The organism is Zhenhengia yiwuensis (assembly GCF_014384995.1).
Taxonomy (GTDB): domain Bacteria; phylum Bacillota; class Clostridia; order Lachnospirales; family Cellulosilyticaceae; genus Zhenhengia; species Zhenhengia yiwuensis.
Genome location: NZ_JACRSY010000007.1, coordinates 74,805 through 92,826 on the forward strand (window position 1 = coordinate 74,805; position 18,022 = coordinate 92,826).

The 18,022-nt window shown below is 36.6% G+C and carries 14 protein-coding genes; 3 read left to right on the forward strand and 11 right to left on the reverse strand.

Annotation, left to right across the window (positions count from 1 at the left end):
• Positions 1-125: 125 nt before the first annotated feature.
• Both hdhA and H8718_RS05780 read left to right on the forward strand, forming a co-directional pair.
• Positions 126-926 (forward strand): 7alpha-hydroxysteroid dehydrogenase, encoded by an 801-nt coding sequence (hdhA, locus tag H8718_RS05775; RefSeq protein WP_249332193.1) that lies wholly within the window; start codon positions 126-128, stop codon positions 924-926.
• Between the two features lie 156 nt (positions 927-1,082).
• Entirely contained in the window at positions 1,083-2,483 is a 1,401-nt protein-coding gene (locus tag H8718_RS05780) for an MATE family efflux transporter (RefSeq protein ID WP_249332194.1), read from the forward strand.
• 47 nt (positions 2,484-2,530) lie between these two features.
• On the opposite strand, the gene H8718_RS05785 is transcribed toward H8718_RS05780, so the two are convergent.
• The 6 genes from H8718_RS05785 to H8718_RS05810 form a co-directional block, all read right to left on the reverse strand.
• The gene (locus tag H8718_RS05785; protein ID WP_249332195.1) at positions 2,531-2,761 is read right to left on the reverse strand and encodes a glutaredoxin domain-containing protein; all 231 of its coding nucleotides are present in this window, start codon (positions 2,759-2,761) and stop codon (positions 2,531-2,533) included.
• Positions 2,758-3,702: an NAD(P)/FAD-dependent oxidoreductase gene (locus tag H8718_RS05790; protein WP_249332196.1), complete on the reverse strand. Its 945-nt coding sequence runs from the start codon at positions 3,700-3,702 to the stop codon at positions 2,758-2,760. The genes H8718_RS05785 and H8718_RS05790 overlap by 4 nt, the downstream gene beginning before the upstream one ends.
• A gap of 185 nt (positions 3,703-3,887) precedes the next feature.
• Positions 3,888-5,384 carry a sulfatase-like hydrolase/transferase gene (locus H8718_RS05795; RefSeq protein ID WP_249332197.1) on the reverse strand — a complete coding sequence of 499 codons (1,497 nt, stop codon included), beginning with the start codon at positions 5,382-5,384 and terminating at the stop codon, positions 3,888-3,890.
• A gap of 100 nt (positions 5,385-5,484) precedes the next feature.
• The gene (locus H8718_RS05800) at positions 5,485-8,682 is read right to left on the reverse strand and encodes an endo-alpha-N-acetylgalactosaminidase family protein (RefSeq protein WP_249332198.1); all 3,198 of its coding nucleotides are present in this window, start codon (positions 8,680-8,682) and stop codon (positions 5,485-5,487) included.
• 358 nt (positions 8,683-9,040) lie between these two features.
• Positions 9,041-9,220 (reverse strand): (2Fe-2S)-binding protein, encoded by a 180-nt coding sequence (locus H8718_RS05805; protein WP_177671354.1) that lies wholly within the window; start codon positions 9,218-9,220, stop codon positions 9,041-9,043.
• Positions 9,221-9,311: 91 nt separating this feature from the next.
• The gene (locus tag H8718_RS05810; protein ID WP_177671353.1) at positions 9,312-9,929 is read right to left on the reverse strand and encodes a PH domain-containing protein; all 618 of its coding nucleotides are present in this window, start codon (positions 9,927-9,929) and stop codon (positions 9,312-9,314) included.
• Between the two features lie 399 nt (positions 9,930-10,328).
• Between H8718_RS05810 and H8718_RS05815 the strand changes: the two genes are divergently transcribed.
• The gene (locus tag H8718_RS05815) at positions 10,329-11,321 is read left to right on the forward strand and encodes a M42 family metallopeptidase (protein ID WP_249332199.1); all 993 of its coding nucleotides are present in this window, start codon (positions 10,329-10,331) and stop codon (positions 11,319-11,321) included.
• 135 nt (positions 11,322-11,456) lie between these two features.
• On the opposite strand, the gene H8718_RS05820 is transcribed toward H8718_RS05815, so the two are convergent.
• The 5 genes from H8718_RS05820 to H8718_RS05840 all read right to left on the reverse strand — a co-directional run bounded on the left by H8718_RS05820 (position 11,457) and on the right by H8718_RS05840 (position 17,939).
• On the reverse strand, positions 11,457-13,166 hold the full coding sequence (locus H8718_RS05820; RefSeq protein ID WP_249332200.1) for a DUF2264 domain-containing protein: 1,710 nt from the start codon (positions 13,164-13,166) through the stop codon (positions 11,457-11,459).
• 72 nt (positions 13,167-13,238) lie between these two features.
• Entirely contained in the window at positions 13,239-14,363 is a 1,125-nt protein-coding gene (locus H8718_RS05825; protein ID WP_249332201.1) for a glycoside hydrolase family 88 protein, read from the reverse strand.
• Positions 14,364-14,519: 156 nt separating this feature from the next.
• Complete coding sequence (locus H8718_RS05830; RefSeq protein ID WP_249332202.1) at positions 14,520-16,535, reverse strand: hypothetical protein; 2,016 nt, start codon at positions 16,533-16,535, stop codon at positions 14,520-14,522.
• 29 nt (positions 16,536-16,564) lie between these two features.
• The gene (locus tag H8718_RS05835; protein ID WP_249332245.1) at positions 16,565-17,803 is read right to left on the reverse strand and encodes an alpha-L-fucosidase; all 1,239 of its coding nucleotides are present in this window, start codon (positions 17,801-17,803) and stop codon (positions 16,565-16,567) included.
• A complete protein-coding gene (locus H8718_RS05840; RefSeq protein ID WP_249332203.1) occupies positions 17,751-17,939 on the reverse strand; it encodes an alpha-L-fucosidase in 189 nt (62 codons plus the stop codon). The genes H8718_RS05835 and H8718_RS05840 overlap by 53 nt, the downstream gene beginning before the upstream one ends.
• Positions 17,940-18,022 lie beyond the last annotated feature (83 nt).

Here is an 18,022-nt window from a genome sequence, read left to right on the forward strand (position 1 = left end):
TACTTATAAAACTATTCTTTATCTCCCTAAAGATCTTTATCAATTATTTCCTTATAAATACTGTGTGTTAAAAATACTTCTACTGCTTATACTAAAGATTATTTAAAACTTAAAGGAGCCTAATTATGAAAAAGTTAGAAAATCAAGTTGCACTTGTTACAGCGGCTACAAAAGGTATTGGGCTTGCTTGTGCCCTAAAGCTTGCCGAAAATGGCGCTACCGTCTATATGGGAGTTAGAAGAATCGAGGCTACTCAGGAAATTTGTGACCAGTATAAATCTCAAGGCTTTAAAATGTTCCCTCTTTATTTTGATGCTTATAAAAGCGAAACTTATAAGGCTATAGTAGAAGAAATTATTACTAAAGAAGGTAGACTTGATATATTGGTTAACAACTTTGGCGTTGGCAAACCTGAAACAGATTTAGATTTAGTGAAAGGGAGTGAAGAATCTTTTTTAGAACTCTTTAAACTTAACGTAGGTACTGTTTATGGCATTAGTAAAGCTGCCGTTCCACACATGATGAAACAAGGAAAAGGTAGTATTATTAATATCTCCTCTATTGGTGGTGCTATCCCTGATGTAACACGCATTGGCTATGGCGTTTCTAAAGCAGCTGTTAATAATATTACACAGCAAATTGCTATGCAGTATGCAAGAGCGAATATTCGCTGCAATGCTGTACTACCGGGTCTTACTGCTACGGATGCTGCGCTTAATAATATGCCTCAATCTTTTATTAATTCCTTCCTAAGTCATGTTCCACTTAACCGAATGGGTAAACCAGAAGACATTGCCAATGCTGTTTTATTCTTTGCTAGTGATGATTCTTCTTATATTACAGGAAATATTATGGAAGTAGCAGGGGGCTATGGTCTTGGTACACCACAATATGGAGATATTATGAGACACTTACACCAGCAGTAACAAGAATTCTAAATAAAAAGTGGGAATTTATATCTATCACTCTGTTAAATTCCCGCTTTTTATTATGTTCTTTTATTAAGTTCATAACTTAGGCACACTAAAGAAAAGAATCATGCTATACTTGTACCGTAGATTTATTTGAACTGGAGGTTAAACATGACAAAAACTCAATCTATATCGCGCAGTCAGCTTCTAGCTACGGAAAAAACAGAAAAATTGATTTTCAAATTTGCTATACCGAGTATTATTAGTGGCCTCGTTAGTGCACTCTATAATATAGTGGACCAAATTTTCATTGGACAAAGTATTGGTATTGTAGGTAATGCTGCTACTAATGTAGCCTTTCCTCTTTCTATTTTATGTACTTCTCTTGCCTTACTTCTAGGTGTAGGTGGGGCTGCTAACTTCAATCTCTGTCTTGGAGCTGGCAATAAAGAAGAAGCTGGTAAGTTTGCCGCTAATAGTGTGTCTCTTATGGGGATTATTGGGATTATCCTAGCTATTCTAGTGAATCTTTTTCTAAACCCTTTAATGATTGCTTTTGGTGCTTCTGGCGAAGTACTGCCTTATGCACTGACTTATACAGGTATTACTTCTTTAGGTATACCTTTTCTTATTTTTTCTATTGGTTGCAGCAACATTATAAGAGCTGACGGTAGTCCAACCTACTCTATGCTGTGTACTTTAGTGGGTGCCTTACTCAATACCATTCTTGATCCTATCTTTATGTTTGGTCTAGATATGGGCATTGCCGGGGCAGCTCTCGCAACTGTTATTTCTCAAATTATATCCAGTATCATGGCACTTGCTTACCTCTTACGTTTTAAAACGGTGCCACTAAAGCTCTCTTATTTTAAGCCTAAAGCACATATTGGCCTTAAAATTACTACTTTAGGAGCGTCTCCTTGCTTTAATCAGCTTGCTATGATGCTTGTCCAAATTATCATGAATAATACTTTAACTTACTACGGCTCACTTTCTCCTTATGGTAGTGATATTCCACTTGCCTGCGTAGGTGTTATTTCGAAAGTAAATATTATTTATATGGCTTTTGTATTAGGGATTGCTCAAGGCTGTCAGCCTATTATGGGCTTTAACTATGGGGCTAAAAATTATAAAAGAGTTAAACGTGCCTGCCTGCAGGCTTTAGGAGCAGTATGTGTTGTATCCCTTATTGCTTTTGCAAGTTTTCAACTGTTCCCGAGACAAATTATTAGTTTATTTGGTCAGGGCGAAGAACTTTATTTCCATTTTGCCGAGCGCTACTTTAGAATTTTCATGTTCTTTACTTTCTTAAATGGACTTCAGCCTATGTCTTCCTTCTTCTTTACTTCTATAGGAAAGGCTCAAAAAGGTATTTTGCTTTCGCTTACAAGACAAATTGTTTTCCTTATTCCACTTATCCTGATTCTACCACGTATCATGGGTATTGATGGGGTGATGTATGCAGGTCCAGTTGCTGATGGCGCTGCTGCTCTTTTAGCTACCTTCCTTTTAACGAGACAGTTTAAAACTTTAGATAAGCTTCAGTTACAAAAAGAAACAGCCATCTCCTAAGTGGGAACATGGCTGTTTCTTTTCATCTACTATAGTTTTTCTAAATATTATAAGCTTTTTAATGCTTCATCAATTTGTTGTTTATCAAATCCAATAATTACAGATTCTCCAATTGTTGTAACAGGTACAGTTCTTTGTCCTGAAACTTCAAGAACGATTTCACGGTCTGCTTGAGCATCTGCTACTGTTACAACTTCATAAGCTACACCTTTTGTATCTAAATATTTTTTAACTTTTTGACATGGTCCACACCATTCTACTGAATAAACTTTAATCATTTTGCATTCTCCTTATTTTCTGTAATATATTTTTCAGCTTTTAGCGCTGCAATAGTGCCGTCTGCTACAGCTGTTGCAATTTGTCTAAATTCTTTTTGTCTAACATCTCCAGCTACATATACACCTTTTACATTAGTCTGCATACTTTCATCTGATTTAATATAGCCATCTTCTCCAACCTGAATGAAAGGCTTAAATAAATCTGTCTTAGGCTCTGTACCAATATAGCCAAAGATAGCCTTAAGTGGTATTTCTATTACTTCATCTGTCTTTGTATGTTTCACAAGGGCCTTTTCTACAAAGTTATCCCCCACTACATCTATAAGATCATGGTCGTAAAGAATTTCAATATTAGGCACTGCTTCTACCTCTTTTAAAGTTTTAGCTTCTGCATGGAAAGTATCATATCTTCTAATGATAATAACCTTTTTAGCGACTCTTGCTAAGTACATAGCTTCCTCAAGGGCTGCGCTACCACCACCTACTACACCAATGACCTCTCCTTCATAACTTGAGCCATCACATACCGCACAGTAATGGATACCTTTTCCTAAATAGGCTCTTTCATTTGGAATCGGTAAAGACCTAGGCTTAGCCCCTGTTGCAATAATAACTGCACGTGGCTTATAAATAAAGTCACCTGTTTCAATAATCTTTTCATCATCTGTTAGTGTAACTTTTTCTATAAAGTCAAACTCATCAATAACCGCGCCTTCGCCTGTGGCTTGAGCTTCCATTTTTTCTGCAAGTTCTACACCTGTAATCTTTGCAAAACCTGGATAGTTTTCAATGGTATAACTCGACCTTACCTGTCCGCCAATAATATCATTTTCAAGAATAAGTGTTTCTAAATTAGCACGTGAAGCATAAATACCAGCTGTAAGCCCTGCTGGGCCCGCCCCTATAATGATTAAATCTATTTCTTTTTCCTGTTTATTCATAGTTCTCTCCTTCACATGGATGCTAAGCATAATGCGATTCTTCCATATTATTATATGCTAATTATTATTATTTAGGAAGTATTTTAGCACAAAAAATAAGAAGTACTACAAAATATGTCTTTATAGCACTTCTTATACTTTATTTGCTTATTTATTAAAATTTTAATTTTATCTAAAGGAAATGTTTATGCTTTAAAAGCAGGTTTGCCTTCTGCCCTTGCCCCACATAAACCAATTTGGCCATTTCCTGTTACAGCCTCACCTTTACCATCACGTGTTGGATCGACATATTCAAGATACCATGCTTCTAATTTCTGTTTCATCATAGCCTTCACTTCTTGATAGCTTACTTCATCTACTACATTATGCTTCTCATCTGGATCATTTTTTAAATCGTAAAGTTCGTGAGGCCCATAAGGATAGCGATGAATATACTTCCACTCTTTTGTACGAATCATACGGTTAGGGCCGTATTCATCAAAGATTACAATATCCCTGTCTACCACTTTTCCTTCACTACCTTCTAAAACAGAAGCAAAACTGCTACCTGGTAGATGATCTGGAATTTCATTTTCTAAGCCTAAATAAGTCATTATAGTTGGGAATAAATCGTAATGACTTAGTAAAGTTTCTTCCACTTTCCCACTTACTGTAGCACCTGGAACACGCATAATCATTGGTACTTTTACAGCTGTATCATAGAGATTAAGTGGGAAAGTTCCATTACCTTTTCCAAAAATCCCATGATGCCCCATACTCATACCATTATCTCCTGTAAAGATAATGAGCGTATTATCCATTAAACCATCTTGCTCTAACTTCTCTAGTATTCTTCCTACATTTTCATCCATAGCTGTAGTTGCTGCTGCATAACCTTGAATCCATCTTCTCCACTGCTCTTTACCTTGTTCATCTTGTCCATACTTCATACCTGCCCATGGATGTGCTGGTTCAAATGGAATGGAAGTAAACTGACAATCTTCATATAAATCATAGAAACGTTCTGGGTGTTGATGCTTATCCCATGGTGCATGAGGCGCTGTATAATGTATACTTAAATAAAACGGCTCCTCTTTACCTTTTTGCTCCTCTAAGAAAGTTAAGGCATTGTCTGTAATATAATCTGTTACATAAACTTTTTCCTTCATAACAAACTTACCATTTTCTAGTACAACAGGATAGTAATAATTATCTCCACCCATAGCAAGTGTTTTCCAATATGTAAATCCTGCCTGTGGTATAGCACTGTTACCTAAATGCCATTTACCACTTAAACCACATGTATAGCCATGTTTATTTAAAACCTGTGTAAAACAAGTTTGTCCTTCTAAATAATTAAGCGCTACATCACCTTGAAGTTGGTCTTTTGGCCAATTATAAGCCCAGTGTCTCTCCTCATTTTTAAATTCACTTTGAAGCTTCTCACTTAAATCGCTTTCACTGGTATGTCCTTTACTAATCCAATCATGAATACCATGTTGTGAAGGAATTTTACCTGTAAAAATAGAACCTCTTGCTGCAGAGCATACAGGTGACGCACAGAAAAATTCATTAAAACGTATTCCTTCATTGGCTAAACGATCCAGGTTAGGTGTAAGAATATCTTTATTGCCACTACACCCCATCCCCCAGTGACCTTGATCGTCAGTTATAATCATTACAATATTTGGTTTCTGATTCATAGCTAGCCTCCTAGATTTAAAATTCTCCGAATAACACATTAAATTATATTTAATTTTATAATTTAATACAAGTTCATTTTAAAACTAGAAGCTTATTTTTCTATGCTTTAAAAACAGGGTAATCTGGTAAAACTGCTTCTCTTTCTTCATACCCCTCACTATAAATGGCAACATTATCAACCATAAGAATATTAAGAGCTGTAGAAGTCGTTTCCCCTGCACCATTTGGCATACCATTTGGTGTAGAAATCGTAATATAAGTACCTTCTTCAGATGCTGCTGTAAATGTAAGGCTTACCCGTTCTACACTTGGATCATGGTTACTATTACCACCGTACTCCCCTGTACCTAGTGTACTTGCTTTAAGGGTTTCTTCTGCAAGGACATTGCCCTCTTTATCTTTAGCAGCAAAAGTGTAAGGGTATGCTTCATCAGCAGGTAAGGTTGCACCTTTTGTTTCTGCAAAAAGTGTATAGTCAAAAGTTACAGTATAGTCTACACCTGGTTGGAATTTCACAAGAGAAGGATAAGTGCTAACGACCTCACCTGTTTTATTATCTGAAATTTTAAGAGACCATTCGCCGTCAAAAGCATAACTCTTAACTTGTCTGCCTTGAGGATCTTTTCTTGCTAAGTGAACTTTGGATTCTCCTCCGTTTAAAGCGTACTCAAAGATTCCCCATCCTTCATCTACATTTTCAAAGTCCTCAAAGTAGATGGCACCGCCTTTATGCCTATCTGTTTTACCTGGTTGTCTAAAGATACGTACATCATCTATGCACGCCTTAGTTTCCTGATCCGTCTGTGGAACATGAATAAATAACTTACCACTGTTTTCACCTTCTGGTACTGTTATATCAAAACGGATACGTTGATAAGCCGTCTTACTATATTTATGGTCTACTACCGTTCCTATAATATCATTTCCATGAATAAAGGTATTTTGAACCTGTTCACCTATAACCATCCCAAGCTCTACTAACCTTTCTGCACTTACCCATGCAGATACAGTATAAGTTGCACCTGCTTCAAGACCTTCTATCTCCTGCACTACTAAAGCATCTTCTTTCCCTGTAATACAGAGTTTATGGTCATAGCCTTCTTCTACTGCTACATGAACCATTTGAATATGGTCAGTTGCACCGGATTTAGAAAGCTTCATCCAATTCCCTTTACCCTCTCCAAAGTTTAAGCTATCAAAACCTGGATCTTTCACAAGGCTACCTTCTCCCCATACCGTTTCTTGTGGTAAGCCGCTCGTATCTTCTTTATGGTCTTCAATTACATAAGGTGTCTGTGCTTTATAGTCTAAAGTAACTGTATGATGGGTTACAGGAAGGGTTTCTATAAACTTTCTACCATGGGCTGTTAATTCATACACATAAACTTCTGTCTGCTCATGCCATTTTTTAGGCAATTGCCATGTAGTAGCACCCTCCTCATTATTCCAATAATAAATCTTATCTTCCTCAGTCATACTCCATGGAATAAAGAGTGTACTCTTACATCTCATTGCTTCTTCGCTCATGATGGCAATAAGCTGTTTATCTTTACTATAAAGTTTGACTTTCTCACCTTCTCTTGCTACATAACTACCATTTTCAAAGTCAATCCTATTCTCTGTTAATTTCATAATAGGTGAAGCTTGCATATATTTAGTAGGGAGATTTTGATTATAGAATAACTCTATACCCTCAAAGAGATTTGTTTGACTCTGCCATGTGCCTACCCCTGGCATTTGAAGCCCTTTTAACAGTGGATCTGGGTTAAAGCTATCTTTAAATCCATTGTATAAAAATCTATAAATCGTAGACTTAGCCCCCAGACTACTTGGGTAATAAGGGTCTATGCCCCAGTGATTAAAGATCTGATTCCCTTCAAATGGTCCTGAAAATTCTGTCGCCACATCCCAATGCCTATTCATAAATTGTGCAAATTTATAAGAGTGGTAATCTGATCGGTAATAGACATCTACATAAATGAAACTTAAGGTTGGTACAACCTGATATAAGTCTTCAAGACGTCTTTCAAGCTCTCCTGACTCTAAATCTTTCATCTGGTCTACAAGGTAAGCTGAATCAAGCCATGCCCAGCCATGTTCTAACTCACCCAGTTTACCCCCTTTAAGGTTCTCAAGTTTTGTATTGACTGCATCTAGCATATATTCAATAGCATTAATATGGATACCTGTCTTCACATGATAAGCAGCTCCTGCCTCACCTAATAAATTAAGGTCATGGGCTCCCCCTTGTCTTATACCTACTTCTGTATAATCAGGATGTGAATCATCATGCCCTTCTACTTGATAGCCCTTATTGAGTACCATCTGTGTAAAGCCATCATAGTAATGGCTTAATATTTTACTATTATCTAAGACTCTTAAAAATGGATTAGAAGTGGAGCTTGTAAAGTTCATAGCAATCCATACCACTTGGTCTTTTACATTTTCTGACCCTCTTGGGATAGGCATAATTTCTCTAAAGAGGATTGCTGCATCTTGCCAATCCACTAGGCCATCTCCATTTTCATCGCCGCCTATAATAATCTGTGCATAAGGCAAGGGTTCTGTTTCTGTATGTCCTTCAAATGGCTCTACGCAATAACGATAAGTAAAAGTTCCATTGGCGAAAGTAAATGCTTTCTTAGCTACATCTTCTCTTACTACAATTCTTTCAATAGGTGTTATGACATTATTGCTGATTGCTGCCGCATACCTTTCATTATAAAGAAGAGGATAAGTCACTTCATACTGATTTTCTTCTCCTTCTACAATCTCAGCTGTTGTTTTAAATACATCTGAAATCCCCTTTTGTCCACTTCCAGCTTTGACTGCCCCATAACCAGCCTTTTCACCGCTTAAAGTAATAAGCGCCTGGTTAGTAAAAGCTATCGTTTCTACCTGCTCATTTGCATCAAATTCCTGAATATCTGTTACCCTATAAGTTACAATATGACGGTCTGTAGGTTTCATATTCTGAGCATACTTAGCTTCTTTAGAATGTCCATCTGTTGTTAAAGCAATCTCTATCCCTAGTGTTACAAAAGGTAAACTTTGCCCCTCCTGGTTTTCCTTTTCTAGATGTAAAGTATAATGAATAGCTTGTCCAGTTTCATCTACTCTAGTGTCTACCTTCACTGGATGATAGCCATTTTGATTAATCTTGACCTCATCTGCAAAATCCTTCTTCCCCCAGAAAGCTTCTTCTCCATCTAGCTTGTATAGAATGATACGCGGAAAAGCTTTATCTACAACAACCTCAGCCTTACCTAATGACAAAGTTATTTGTTCTAAGTTCATTTTCATCCCCCTAAATTCAATATTTTTTATACTATTTTAAATATATTTTAAATGTGTTTTTAGAAAGGTTCAAGCATTATTCTAAAATTTCACAAAATATAAATTAAGAAGTAAATAAAAAGAAAACCACAGGACCTAAATCCTGTGGCAATTCTTTCAATCCCCTTTAGAACAGGCAAGCCTGCATCCCCTATAATCCGAGTCTCTATATACTGTTGATTAGTGAATACCCTTGCAAGTTGTGGGTGTCAAACTCCTCATTTTAACATCTTTAGAGATTTTATGCAAAGTACTCCCAATAAAAAAAGTCCATATAACGTACTAGCCGTTCTATGGACTCCTTATCATTTATTACGCCTTATTGAGCTTTATGTTCTTCGATTAATTTTTCAATAGTAGCTTTACATCTTCCACCATGGCAGAAACCTGTACCTGCTCCAGTTTTTTCACTTACTTCTTCAAAAGTTACTGCACCGTTTTTGATTGCTTCTACGATAGTTTCTTCTGAAATACCTTTACATAAACATACATTAGCCATTAATATATCCTCCTATAGCTCATATTGTTATCTTTTATCATTTCTATTTTATACCAAAACTACGGTAATTACAAATAATAATTTCTATCTATTAGTTATTAATATAAAGCTTAAAGATATCCGCATAATCTTCTCTAATATATTTTTCTTTCGAACTCATAAGCCAATCAAAAGCTTTTTCGTTCACCTGAGCAAACTCATCCACAAGTTTTACTTCACCCATATTTTTTGTACCTGTAAGTACTTTTGCAGCCATCTCTAAACTCTGCTGTGCATCCCTTAAATGAGATTGATTCTTTTTCATAATCATAGACATTTTATGAAGCGCTTTATAAAGGTCTTTAAGCGCCTCAATTTGTTTTTTGTCTACATCAATAGAGAAAGCTACTTCTCCTATTATAAATTTAATTTCTGCATCTAAATCTACTGTACCGGCTGTTTCTAAACGTACATTCGAAATCATATGATCACGGTAGTCATAACGGTGAAGTTGTCTTTTTGAACTGACTGCTGATGTACCATCTAAATGAAGCATAGCTAAGTTGGTAAAACAATATTCATCTGTCTTAGATTTGATTAGGAAAAAAATCTGTTCCCCATCTTCATGGAAAATATAATCATCTGAACTTACCTTATCAAAGTCCTTTGGGTCAATAATAGAACCAATATCACTTAATCCAAGTGCATCTGCTGCTAAACGTTTAAGCATAAATGACTTCCTCCCTTATTACAAAAGATCTATTTCTTCTAATATAACATATTGCAACCTATATTTATACTCGTAAATTCGCCCAACTGTTCATAATGACTTTTTAGCACCAAGGACATCCCTCAGCCTATTCCCTTATTTCATCTCTTTTCTAACTCCCTAAAATAGAACAATATTACCCTAAACAAACTTTTAAAAAAGGAAGCATCATTTATTAGCAAAAATTATCACATTATTATAAACAAATATATACTTTTTAAATATAATCAACAAACTATTTTTTATAAAGTGAAGATAACCAACTATACACTAAATATTTTGTTGATTTTTAGTTATTTAATAGTTTAATTTTTACTTTATAATAAGTTTATAAATCTATTATAGAGGGGTATATAAATAATGTTTTTACAAAATTTAACTCAAGCTTTTGGTGTAAGTGGTTATGAAAAACAAATTAGAGAAGTTATTTTAGAAGAAGTTAAAGGTTATGCCGATGAAGTAACTGTAGATGCGCTTGGCAATCTTATTCTCTTCAAAAAAGGAACAGGCTCTAATAAAAAGAAAATTATGATGTCTGCACATATGGATGAGATTGGATTCCAGGTTATGAAAATTGACGATAAAGGATTTATTACAGCAAGAGCTTTAGGCGGTATTCCAGTTCAAGCATCTGTTATGAGCCGTGTACAATTTAGAAACGGCACACAAGGTATCGTGGCTAATACTTGTGACTTTGATGGTCTTAAAAATATCAAAAAACTTTATATTGATATTGGTGCAGCTTCAAAAGAAGAAGCTGAAAAGCACGTTAAAATTGGTGATGTAGGCTGTTATGTAGGGGAATACTTAGAACTTAAAGGCAATAATATTTGTGCTAAAGCCATTGATGACCGTATTGGCTGTTACATACTTGCTGAAGCGCTCAAAAAAGTAACGGATTCTTATAATGATCTTTACTTCGTATTCTCTACTCAAGAAGAAGTTGGCTTACGTGGGGCTACAGTAGCTGCAAATCGTATCCAACCAGATCTTGGCATCGCTTTAGATGTTACCATTTCAAATGACTACCCTAACTCAGGTGAAGGCGCTAACAAAATCGGTGGTGGTACAGCGGTTAAAATTTCTGACGGTAGCGTTATCTGTGATGAATACCTTGTAGAGGAAATGATTAAATGTTGTGAGGATCATGAAATCCAATACCAACGCGACGTTATCGATGGTGGTGGTACAGATGCTGGTGCCATCAACCGCTCTAACTTTGGTGTAAGATGTGCTGGTATTTCTGTTGCTACACGCTATGTACACGGCCCAAATGCTGTTGTCAATATGGACGATGTCAAAGCTTCTATTGATTTACTTAGTAAGTATGTCAATGTGGAATTTACTTTTTAAATAATAGTAAAGCTAAAAAGGTAGGTTAAGTCATATGACTCAGCCTACCTTTTCTCTTATAAAGCTTTTGTGTTATAAAACTTTTTTAGTTCAACGATTATACGATCTCTTCTAGTCTTTCTCGCTTTGCAGCCCTTAAATAAGATCCCCTTCTATATACGTTTCGATCTTGGTAGTGCCTTGCTTAATATTAAACTTCACAAACGGCAAACTTACCTTTGGATGAAGAATGTTCGTACTTGTTTCACACTGCACACTATCTAATACCCCTTCTCCCTCTCGTAACGTTATACTACTATAAGCTTTTTCATGGAATAACTTAATACACTTTCCTTCATAGACTTTATTGAGCGCTCCCTTATCTAATACAGGTATTGCAAACCCTGATTCATAGACTTCATACTCCCCATTAGAGTGAATCACATGACGACGTATATGCCCTTTGCCCCAAGGGATAAGTGTTGTTTCGACCTCAACACCTGATAGAGGTGACCATTTAGAATAAATACTCTCTTCTACTTTAACTTTTTCACAACGTCTACGCACAAAGCACATATGGTCTTTTACAAAAGTAAGCATATTATCTGGTGCCGCTTGGCTAAAGGTATAATAAGATTTTGGTACATTAAATCCAAAGTATGTCGAGTAAGCAAATTTCTCATATTTTTCAGCCGTATGTAATGGCTCCCACGCTGCATACTGACCTGAAGTAAGTGCTACTGTATGTTTAGATGATAAGCGCTGGAAAATCATTTTAGCATGCTTTTCTACTCTCAAACTCTCTAAAGATGGCATGGGCTCCTCTTCAGCTTTCCAGAATGGATGCTCCTTATCTAAAGCAAGGATAATGAAACTTTTAAATGCCCAATAAGGTGAACCTTGGCTATTATATCCTTCAGCCATTTGAATATTAGGATAGCCATAACCTATAGTTAACTTACCCTGTGCATCTAAAATAGGCCTATTAAACCAATTTCTAAAATGTCGATTCACAATTCCCTTCATAACTCCCCATGAAAAGACTTCTACGTCTGCAAAAGCTAATGCTCCCCAAAAACCACACTGTGCAAAGCGGTAAGTTAAAGAACGTCCGTAAGGTAAAGATTCCCCACCTTCTACAAACCAATAAATGTAGTCTTGTGCAAATAATTTGGCTCTTTCAATAAACTTGCTACATGTTTCAGGGTCTCTATCCTTCATCGTTTTGGCATAGATTAAACTATAAAAATGCATAGCAAACGCAATATAATAATCACGCTGATTCGTTTTACCATCTGAATACCAGCCATCCCCTAAGTAAAAGGTTTCGATTTTATCAAGAGACTCTTTAATCGCTTCTTCACTGTATCTTCCACCTACATTTCTTAATCCAATATTCACAAGTACTCTAAAAAACAACCAGTTATTGGCTGGAATTTGAGTAGGGTTAATTTGTAAGAGCCAATCGTTAAGGTTATTGCGCTCCTTCTCACTAAGAGGTTCCCAAATTTTCTCTGGGGCTATAAGAAGCCCTAAACCTATAGCCGCCATCTCCACAAAGGCTTGATGACATCCATAGCATGTTCCCCAGTATTCAGGATGCTCAGGGTCTGTTCCATGACTAAGGCCTTCCTTATAATATGTTTCTAAATCACTGCTTCCCCCACCTTTAAAGAAAGGTACAAGTCCCCATAGAAGTCTTGAAAAAGTCTCAAGTCCTGCTATCCTATCCTCATAGTGTGCTTGTGTTGGTCCAATTTTCAAATATGCTCTTCCCTCAGAGAAATAGGATTTTAAAGGCTCACATAAGGCTAAAAGTGCCTGCTCATAGTCATTTTTTGTACTAAATTTTGTATTTAGTTCCATATTAGCTCCCTCTTTCTTTATTCAATCTTTTCTTTTATCCTTTATTATCGTTCTTTTTTCTTATTTCTCCTCTTACCAAAATAGCTCTTTGCCACCTCGTAGCTTATAAAGCGCTTCTATAAAGAAGTAATCTCCATAAATAATAGGCATATGTCTACCTGTTTCAGTATGATACCTTTCTGTACCCATTTGTAAAATGCTATCTTCATCTTCATCCCAGTTACAGAACTGCTTTTCCATTGCCTCTAGCATATGTAATGCTGGCATTAAGTAAAGCTTTTGTTCATATTCAGGTACTAAGCGGGCTAGTTCTATAAGGCCACAAGCCGCAATGGCCCCTGCTGTGCTGTCATACACTATAGGTTCCTGTGGTGCTCTAAAATCACATCTTGGTAAGTAATCTTCAGCAACACTTGCAATAAAATAGTGTGCAACTTTTTTAGCTGTATCAAGATACTCTTGTTTATGTGTATGTATATAGCTTAAAGTAAAACCATAAAGAGCCCAAGCCTGTCCCCTGCTCCATGAAGAACCTTCTCCATAGCCTTGACCACCTTTTTCTTCTAACATTTCCCCCATTAAAGGATCATACACTACAATATGTTTAACGCTACCATCTGCTCTTACATGATTATGCATGGTTGTATCTGCATGGCTTTCAGCAATGAAACGAAATCTTGGATCCCCTGTATAATTTGATGCCCAGTACAGTAAAGGAATATTCATCATTGAGTCAATAATAGACCATCCTTCATTTCCCTTTCCATTCCAAGCCCTAATAAATTTGCCGTTTAAATTATAGCGTCCTGCCAATATATTCGCTGTATATAAAGCACGTTTTTTAGCCTGTTCCTCCCCGCATAGACGATAATGCACACCGCTTGTAATGTGCCACATAAAGCCTACATCATGATGTAGACCTTCATAGTTTTCAAGTGCCTTATCTAGAAGTTTTTCTCCCTGCATGGCTGTTTCTTTATAAAGTGCTTTTCCTGTTGCTGCATACATAATCCACATCATACCTGGCCAAAAGCCATTGGTCCACCAACATACATTATTTTTAGACTGATCATCAAATCTACCATTTTTGCTGGTATAAGGGAGATTGTTGCCATTTCTAGGTACTACCTGACTTAATTTCTTTTCAATTTTTTCCCAAGTTTCATCTACCCACTTTTTATCTCTATACTGTTCCATAAAGTTAGCTCCTTTTCTGCTACTTTTTATTCTACAAAATTTTTATTTATTTTAACCTTTTATTATCCCTTTCCTATCCACTGGCTTTCTAGAGTAGCTTCAAAGCGATAACAAAAGGAAGTGCCACCCTACAGCAACACTTCCTTCTCCCCACATTTATTCCCCTTTTACAACTTCTACTTCAATAGTGATAGAAGCTTTATTATTGGCATAGTCTGTCACTGTTAACGATACATTGTATGTACCAGCAGTTGTTGTATCCAGTTCTGAAAGGTCAGCTTCTACTCTACTGTTAAGTACAATACCGTCTTTATCTACTGCACTTTCTATAAAGTCATTTGCCCAGTTAATCTTATTGGCATCTTCTTCTAATTTAATGGTGCGATACTCTGCTTTAGCTGCTAGAGTTGGAGGTGTTGTATTTTTATCATCAAAGATAACCACATCATTTTTAGAAACGGCTTCATTACCATTTTTGTCTTTGATTTTTACTTGAATACCACTTGTATAAGTAGCTGCTACTGTCGTATCTACATCTACTATTTCTACTGTAGCAGTTGCCATATCAAGATTACCATCTATGTTATCTGTTGCAGTAAAGTCTTTTGTAAAGTCAATCTGAGATAGATCTGTTCCTACTGGATAATGGTAAGTACCTGTTACGAGTTTTTCAAACTTAGGTACAACATTATCCTGTGCCTTACCAGAATTTAAAGCTTTCTCTTTAATCGCAATGGCATCATCAAAAATACCTCTTTGTTGCTCAATCGCTACTGAATATTTTGGTGTATTATTTCGACCATAAATAGAATCCCCTACTAATCTAATAAATTTACCACTAATACTAAATACATCTGCAAGCTCATTTACCACTGTTTCTTCACTACGTTTATGATAAATATCTACCATATCTTGGCCAATCTCTGGATGGAACATATCCATACCTATAAAGACACTCTTTTCGCCTTCTTCTTTAGGCTCACCTGTTTCCCCATTTAAATACATATAGGTAGCCTGAATAGCCAGTGGAATTTTCTCTTCATCTGTTCCCTTTAAAATAGCATAGCTTTCACCTGGAATACGACAATCACGGTAGTTAGGATCATCAAGTGCCATATGGTCTGGTCTTGGGAACGGTACATAACCCATAGACTGACCTCTTTCTGCTAACTTCTGTGAATGAGATCGAGTCTTCCAGTCTTCAATAAGAGAAAAGACTGTTTCACCTCTACCGATAGATTCACGTCCATCTACAATATCTTGATTACCTTCTGCCTGATTTTGTACATATACTAAACCTGATTCAATAAGTTCTTGCGTAAAAGCCACTGCTTCTTTTGTAGCATCGGATTCTATTTCTAATCCATTACGTCCATAGATACTACCACCAGCTGCGTGTACAGCTTGAAGCACAATGTCATAGTGGCTTGACCAGAAAGCTTCAATACGTCTTTCAGGACGCTCTGGTGCTTGACTATTGGTATAATGTCTATCAATTTTTTCTAAGTAGTCTTTAAATGTACTCCATGTCCAGTCGCCAGATAAATATAAATCTGTTGGATAAACTGTTTTGCCATCTACTTTAAGCGCATCTACTGCTTCAATATAGTCAATGTTGTACATAAGTGGTAAGAAGGTAATGTTATGGTCACCACCTAATCTTAAGAAGTAGTATTTGTCAAATACTTTAGGAGGATCTTCTTCTTTAAGGAGTTCTTCCCATTCATCTAATGGCTGCAAAATATTCTGCCCTAAAATCCCCCCTGCCCCATAGGTATAAATACGTGCTACATCACATAGTGGGTCTCCAGCTAATACACTTTGAAGGAGTACTTCCCCTGTATCTCCCGGAAATTGTACAAACTGGAAATCTACATTTAAAGTTTCTCTAATATGCTCAAGTACTTTTAGTTTTTCTGCTCTTGTCTCCTCATCCATGACATATTCCCCTGTCACAGGATCTTTGTAATTAGGGTCTTCCTCACTTGCAGCATGAGAACCATAGCGAATCACAATCGGTTCTGCTTTGTCCTTGTTACTTTCTTCCTTAGCTACCCCTGTGGTGGATGTTTCCCCTGATGCAACCTCTTGACTGGCTGCACTGCAACCTGTTAATAAAAGCGTACTTGCTAATGCCATCCCTATCACTTGTCTGTACTTTTTAAAAAACATGAAACCCCTCCCTTATCTCTTTATTTTTCTTAAACTTCGAATTTAAACCCAACAGCAATTGTGTCTTCTTCTACAAGCTCACTTGGCACCCTTACCTGAACGCCTTCTTCTGTCTGTTTAAATACTACGGATGTAGCAGTTCCTAATACAGTTACCTCTTTTACAGCTTGCTCTGTATAGGGAATATTAAAGACTTCTTCTACCTTTTCCCCTTCCTCACAAAGCTTAAAGGCATAAACTGTATGTTCTTTTGCTTTTTGAGTAAAGGCAAAACCATCTTGTAAATAAGGGCTACATACTCGCGTTCCGTAAATACCTTCCCCATTTTTATCTAACCATTTCCCCATCTCTTTAATACGCTTAATAGCTGTGCGAGGAAGTCTACCATCAGGTTGTGGGCCCACATTCAGTGCTAGATTACCACCTTTTGCTACAATATTCAGAAGCATATGGATAAGCTCTCTTGTGGATTTATAATCATCTTCATATGCAAAAGAGAAAGATGTTCCCATTGTAATACAACTTTCCCAAGGAACCGGAATAGGCTTAGATGGGATACACTGCTCTGGTGTAATATAGTTTTCATAAGGTCCACCAATAGTTCGATCAGCAGATATAATCCATGGCTGAATTTTACGAACCTTATCCACTGCCTCACCTAGGCGAATATCTTGCCCGCTTTGTTCACATACCCAGCCGGCGTCAAACCAGAGCACATCAATCTTGCCATAACGTGTACAAAGCTCTAAAAGCTGATTATGGGTAAACTGTACAAATTCTTCCCAAAGGTCTTTATGCTCTTCTGGCTTATAAGAAGGCCCCCTCCAAGTGAAATCCCCTCGTTCCATATGAGGTGCCCAATAAGATGGCACATGCCAGTCTGCTTTTGAAAAGTAAGCGACAATACCTATCCCCTGTCTTCTAAAAGCTTCAAATAAATGTCCACAAATATCTGCATAATGGTGTGTATGGAATGGACAATCTTCCCCTGTAATTTTATAGTCTGAATACTGCGTATCCCACATACAAAAACCATCATGATGCTTCGTTGTAAAAATTAAATATTTAAATCCACCCTCTTTAGCTAACTTCGCCCATTCATCGGGTTGAAAACGAATAGGATTAAAGGTTTTATTTAAATTTTTATACTGCTCCTTAAACTCTTTGTTGGTTACGCCCCAATCCACACCATGTCTAGACCACTCTGCATCTTGGTCACTTAATGCCCAAGATTCTACTAATCCTAACTGTGAGTAAGGCCCCCCAATGCATCATCAGTGCTAACTTTTGATCTTGAAACCACTCTAAATGCTGTACAACTTTAGGTTCTACAGGTGGAACATAGTGATCAACTTTACTATAAGTATGTACACCTTGTTCTACTACTTGTTCATCTTGTGCCATTCCTCATCCTCCTACATGATTTCATCGCATAAATTTCGATAAAATATTTTTGTTATTGATAGTAATATTGTATAATATTATAA

What these genes read in the sequence shown, in the direction of transcription:
- hdhA (WP_249332193.1), top strand. Translation starts at nt 126, where the DNA reads ATGAAAAAGTTAGAAAATCAAGTTGCACTTGTTACAGCGGCTACAAAA.
- H8718_RS05780 (WP_249332194.1), top strand. Translation starts at nt 1,083, where the DNA reads ATGACAAAAACTCAATCTATATCGCGCAGTCAGCTTCTAGCTACGGAA.
- H8718_RS05785 (WP_249332195.1), bottom strand. Translation starts at nt 2,761, where the DNA reads ATGATTAAAGTTTATTCAGTAGAATGGTGTGGACCATGTCAAAAAGTT.
- H8718_RS05790 (WP_249332196.1), bottom strand. Translation starts at nt 3,702, where the DNA reads ATGAATAAACAGGAAAAAGAAATAGATTTAATCATTATAGGGGCGGGC.
- H8718_RS05795 (WP_249332197.1), bottom strand. Translation starts at nt 5,384, where the DNA reads ATGAATCAGAAACCAAATATTGTAATGATTATAACTGACGATCAAGGT.
- H8718_RS05800 (WP_249332198.1), bottom strand. Translation starts at nt 8,682, where the DNA reads ATGAACTTAGAACAAATAACTTTGTCATTAGGTAAGGCTGAGGTTGTT.
- H8718_RS05805 (WP_177671354.1), bottom strand. Translation starts at nt 9,220, where the DNA reads ATGGCTAATGTATGTTTATGTAAAGGTATTTCAGAAGAAACTATCGTA.
- H8718_RS05810 (WP_177671353.1), bottom strand. Translation starts at nt 9,929, where the DNA reads ATGCTTAAACGTTTAGCAGCAGATGCACTTGGATTAAGTGATATTGGT.
- H8718_RS05815 (WP_249332199.1), top strand. Translation starts at nt 10,329, where the DNA reads ATGTTTTTACAAAATTTAACTCAAGCTTTTGGTGTAAGTGGTTATGAA.
- H8718_RS05820 (WP_249332200.1), bottom strand. Translation starts at nt 13,166, where the DNA reads ATGGAACTAAATACAAAATTTAGTACAAAAAATGACTATGAGCAGGCA.
- H8718_RS05825 (WP_249332201.1), bottom strand. Translation starts at nt 14,363, where the DNA reads ATGGAACAGTATAGAGATAAAAAGTGGGTAGATGAAACTTGGGAAAAA.
- H8718_RS05830 (WP_249332202.1), bottom strand. Translation starts at nt 16,535, where the DNA reads ATGTTTTTTAAAAAGTACAGACAAGTGATAGGGATGGCATTAGCAAGT.
- H8718_RS05840 (WP_249332203.1), bottom strand. Translation starts at nt 17,939, where the DNA reads ATGGCACAAGATGAACAAGTAGTAGAACAAGGTGTACATACTTATAGT.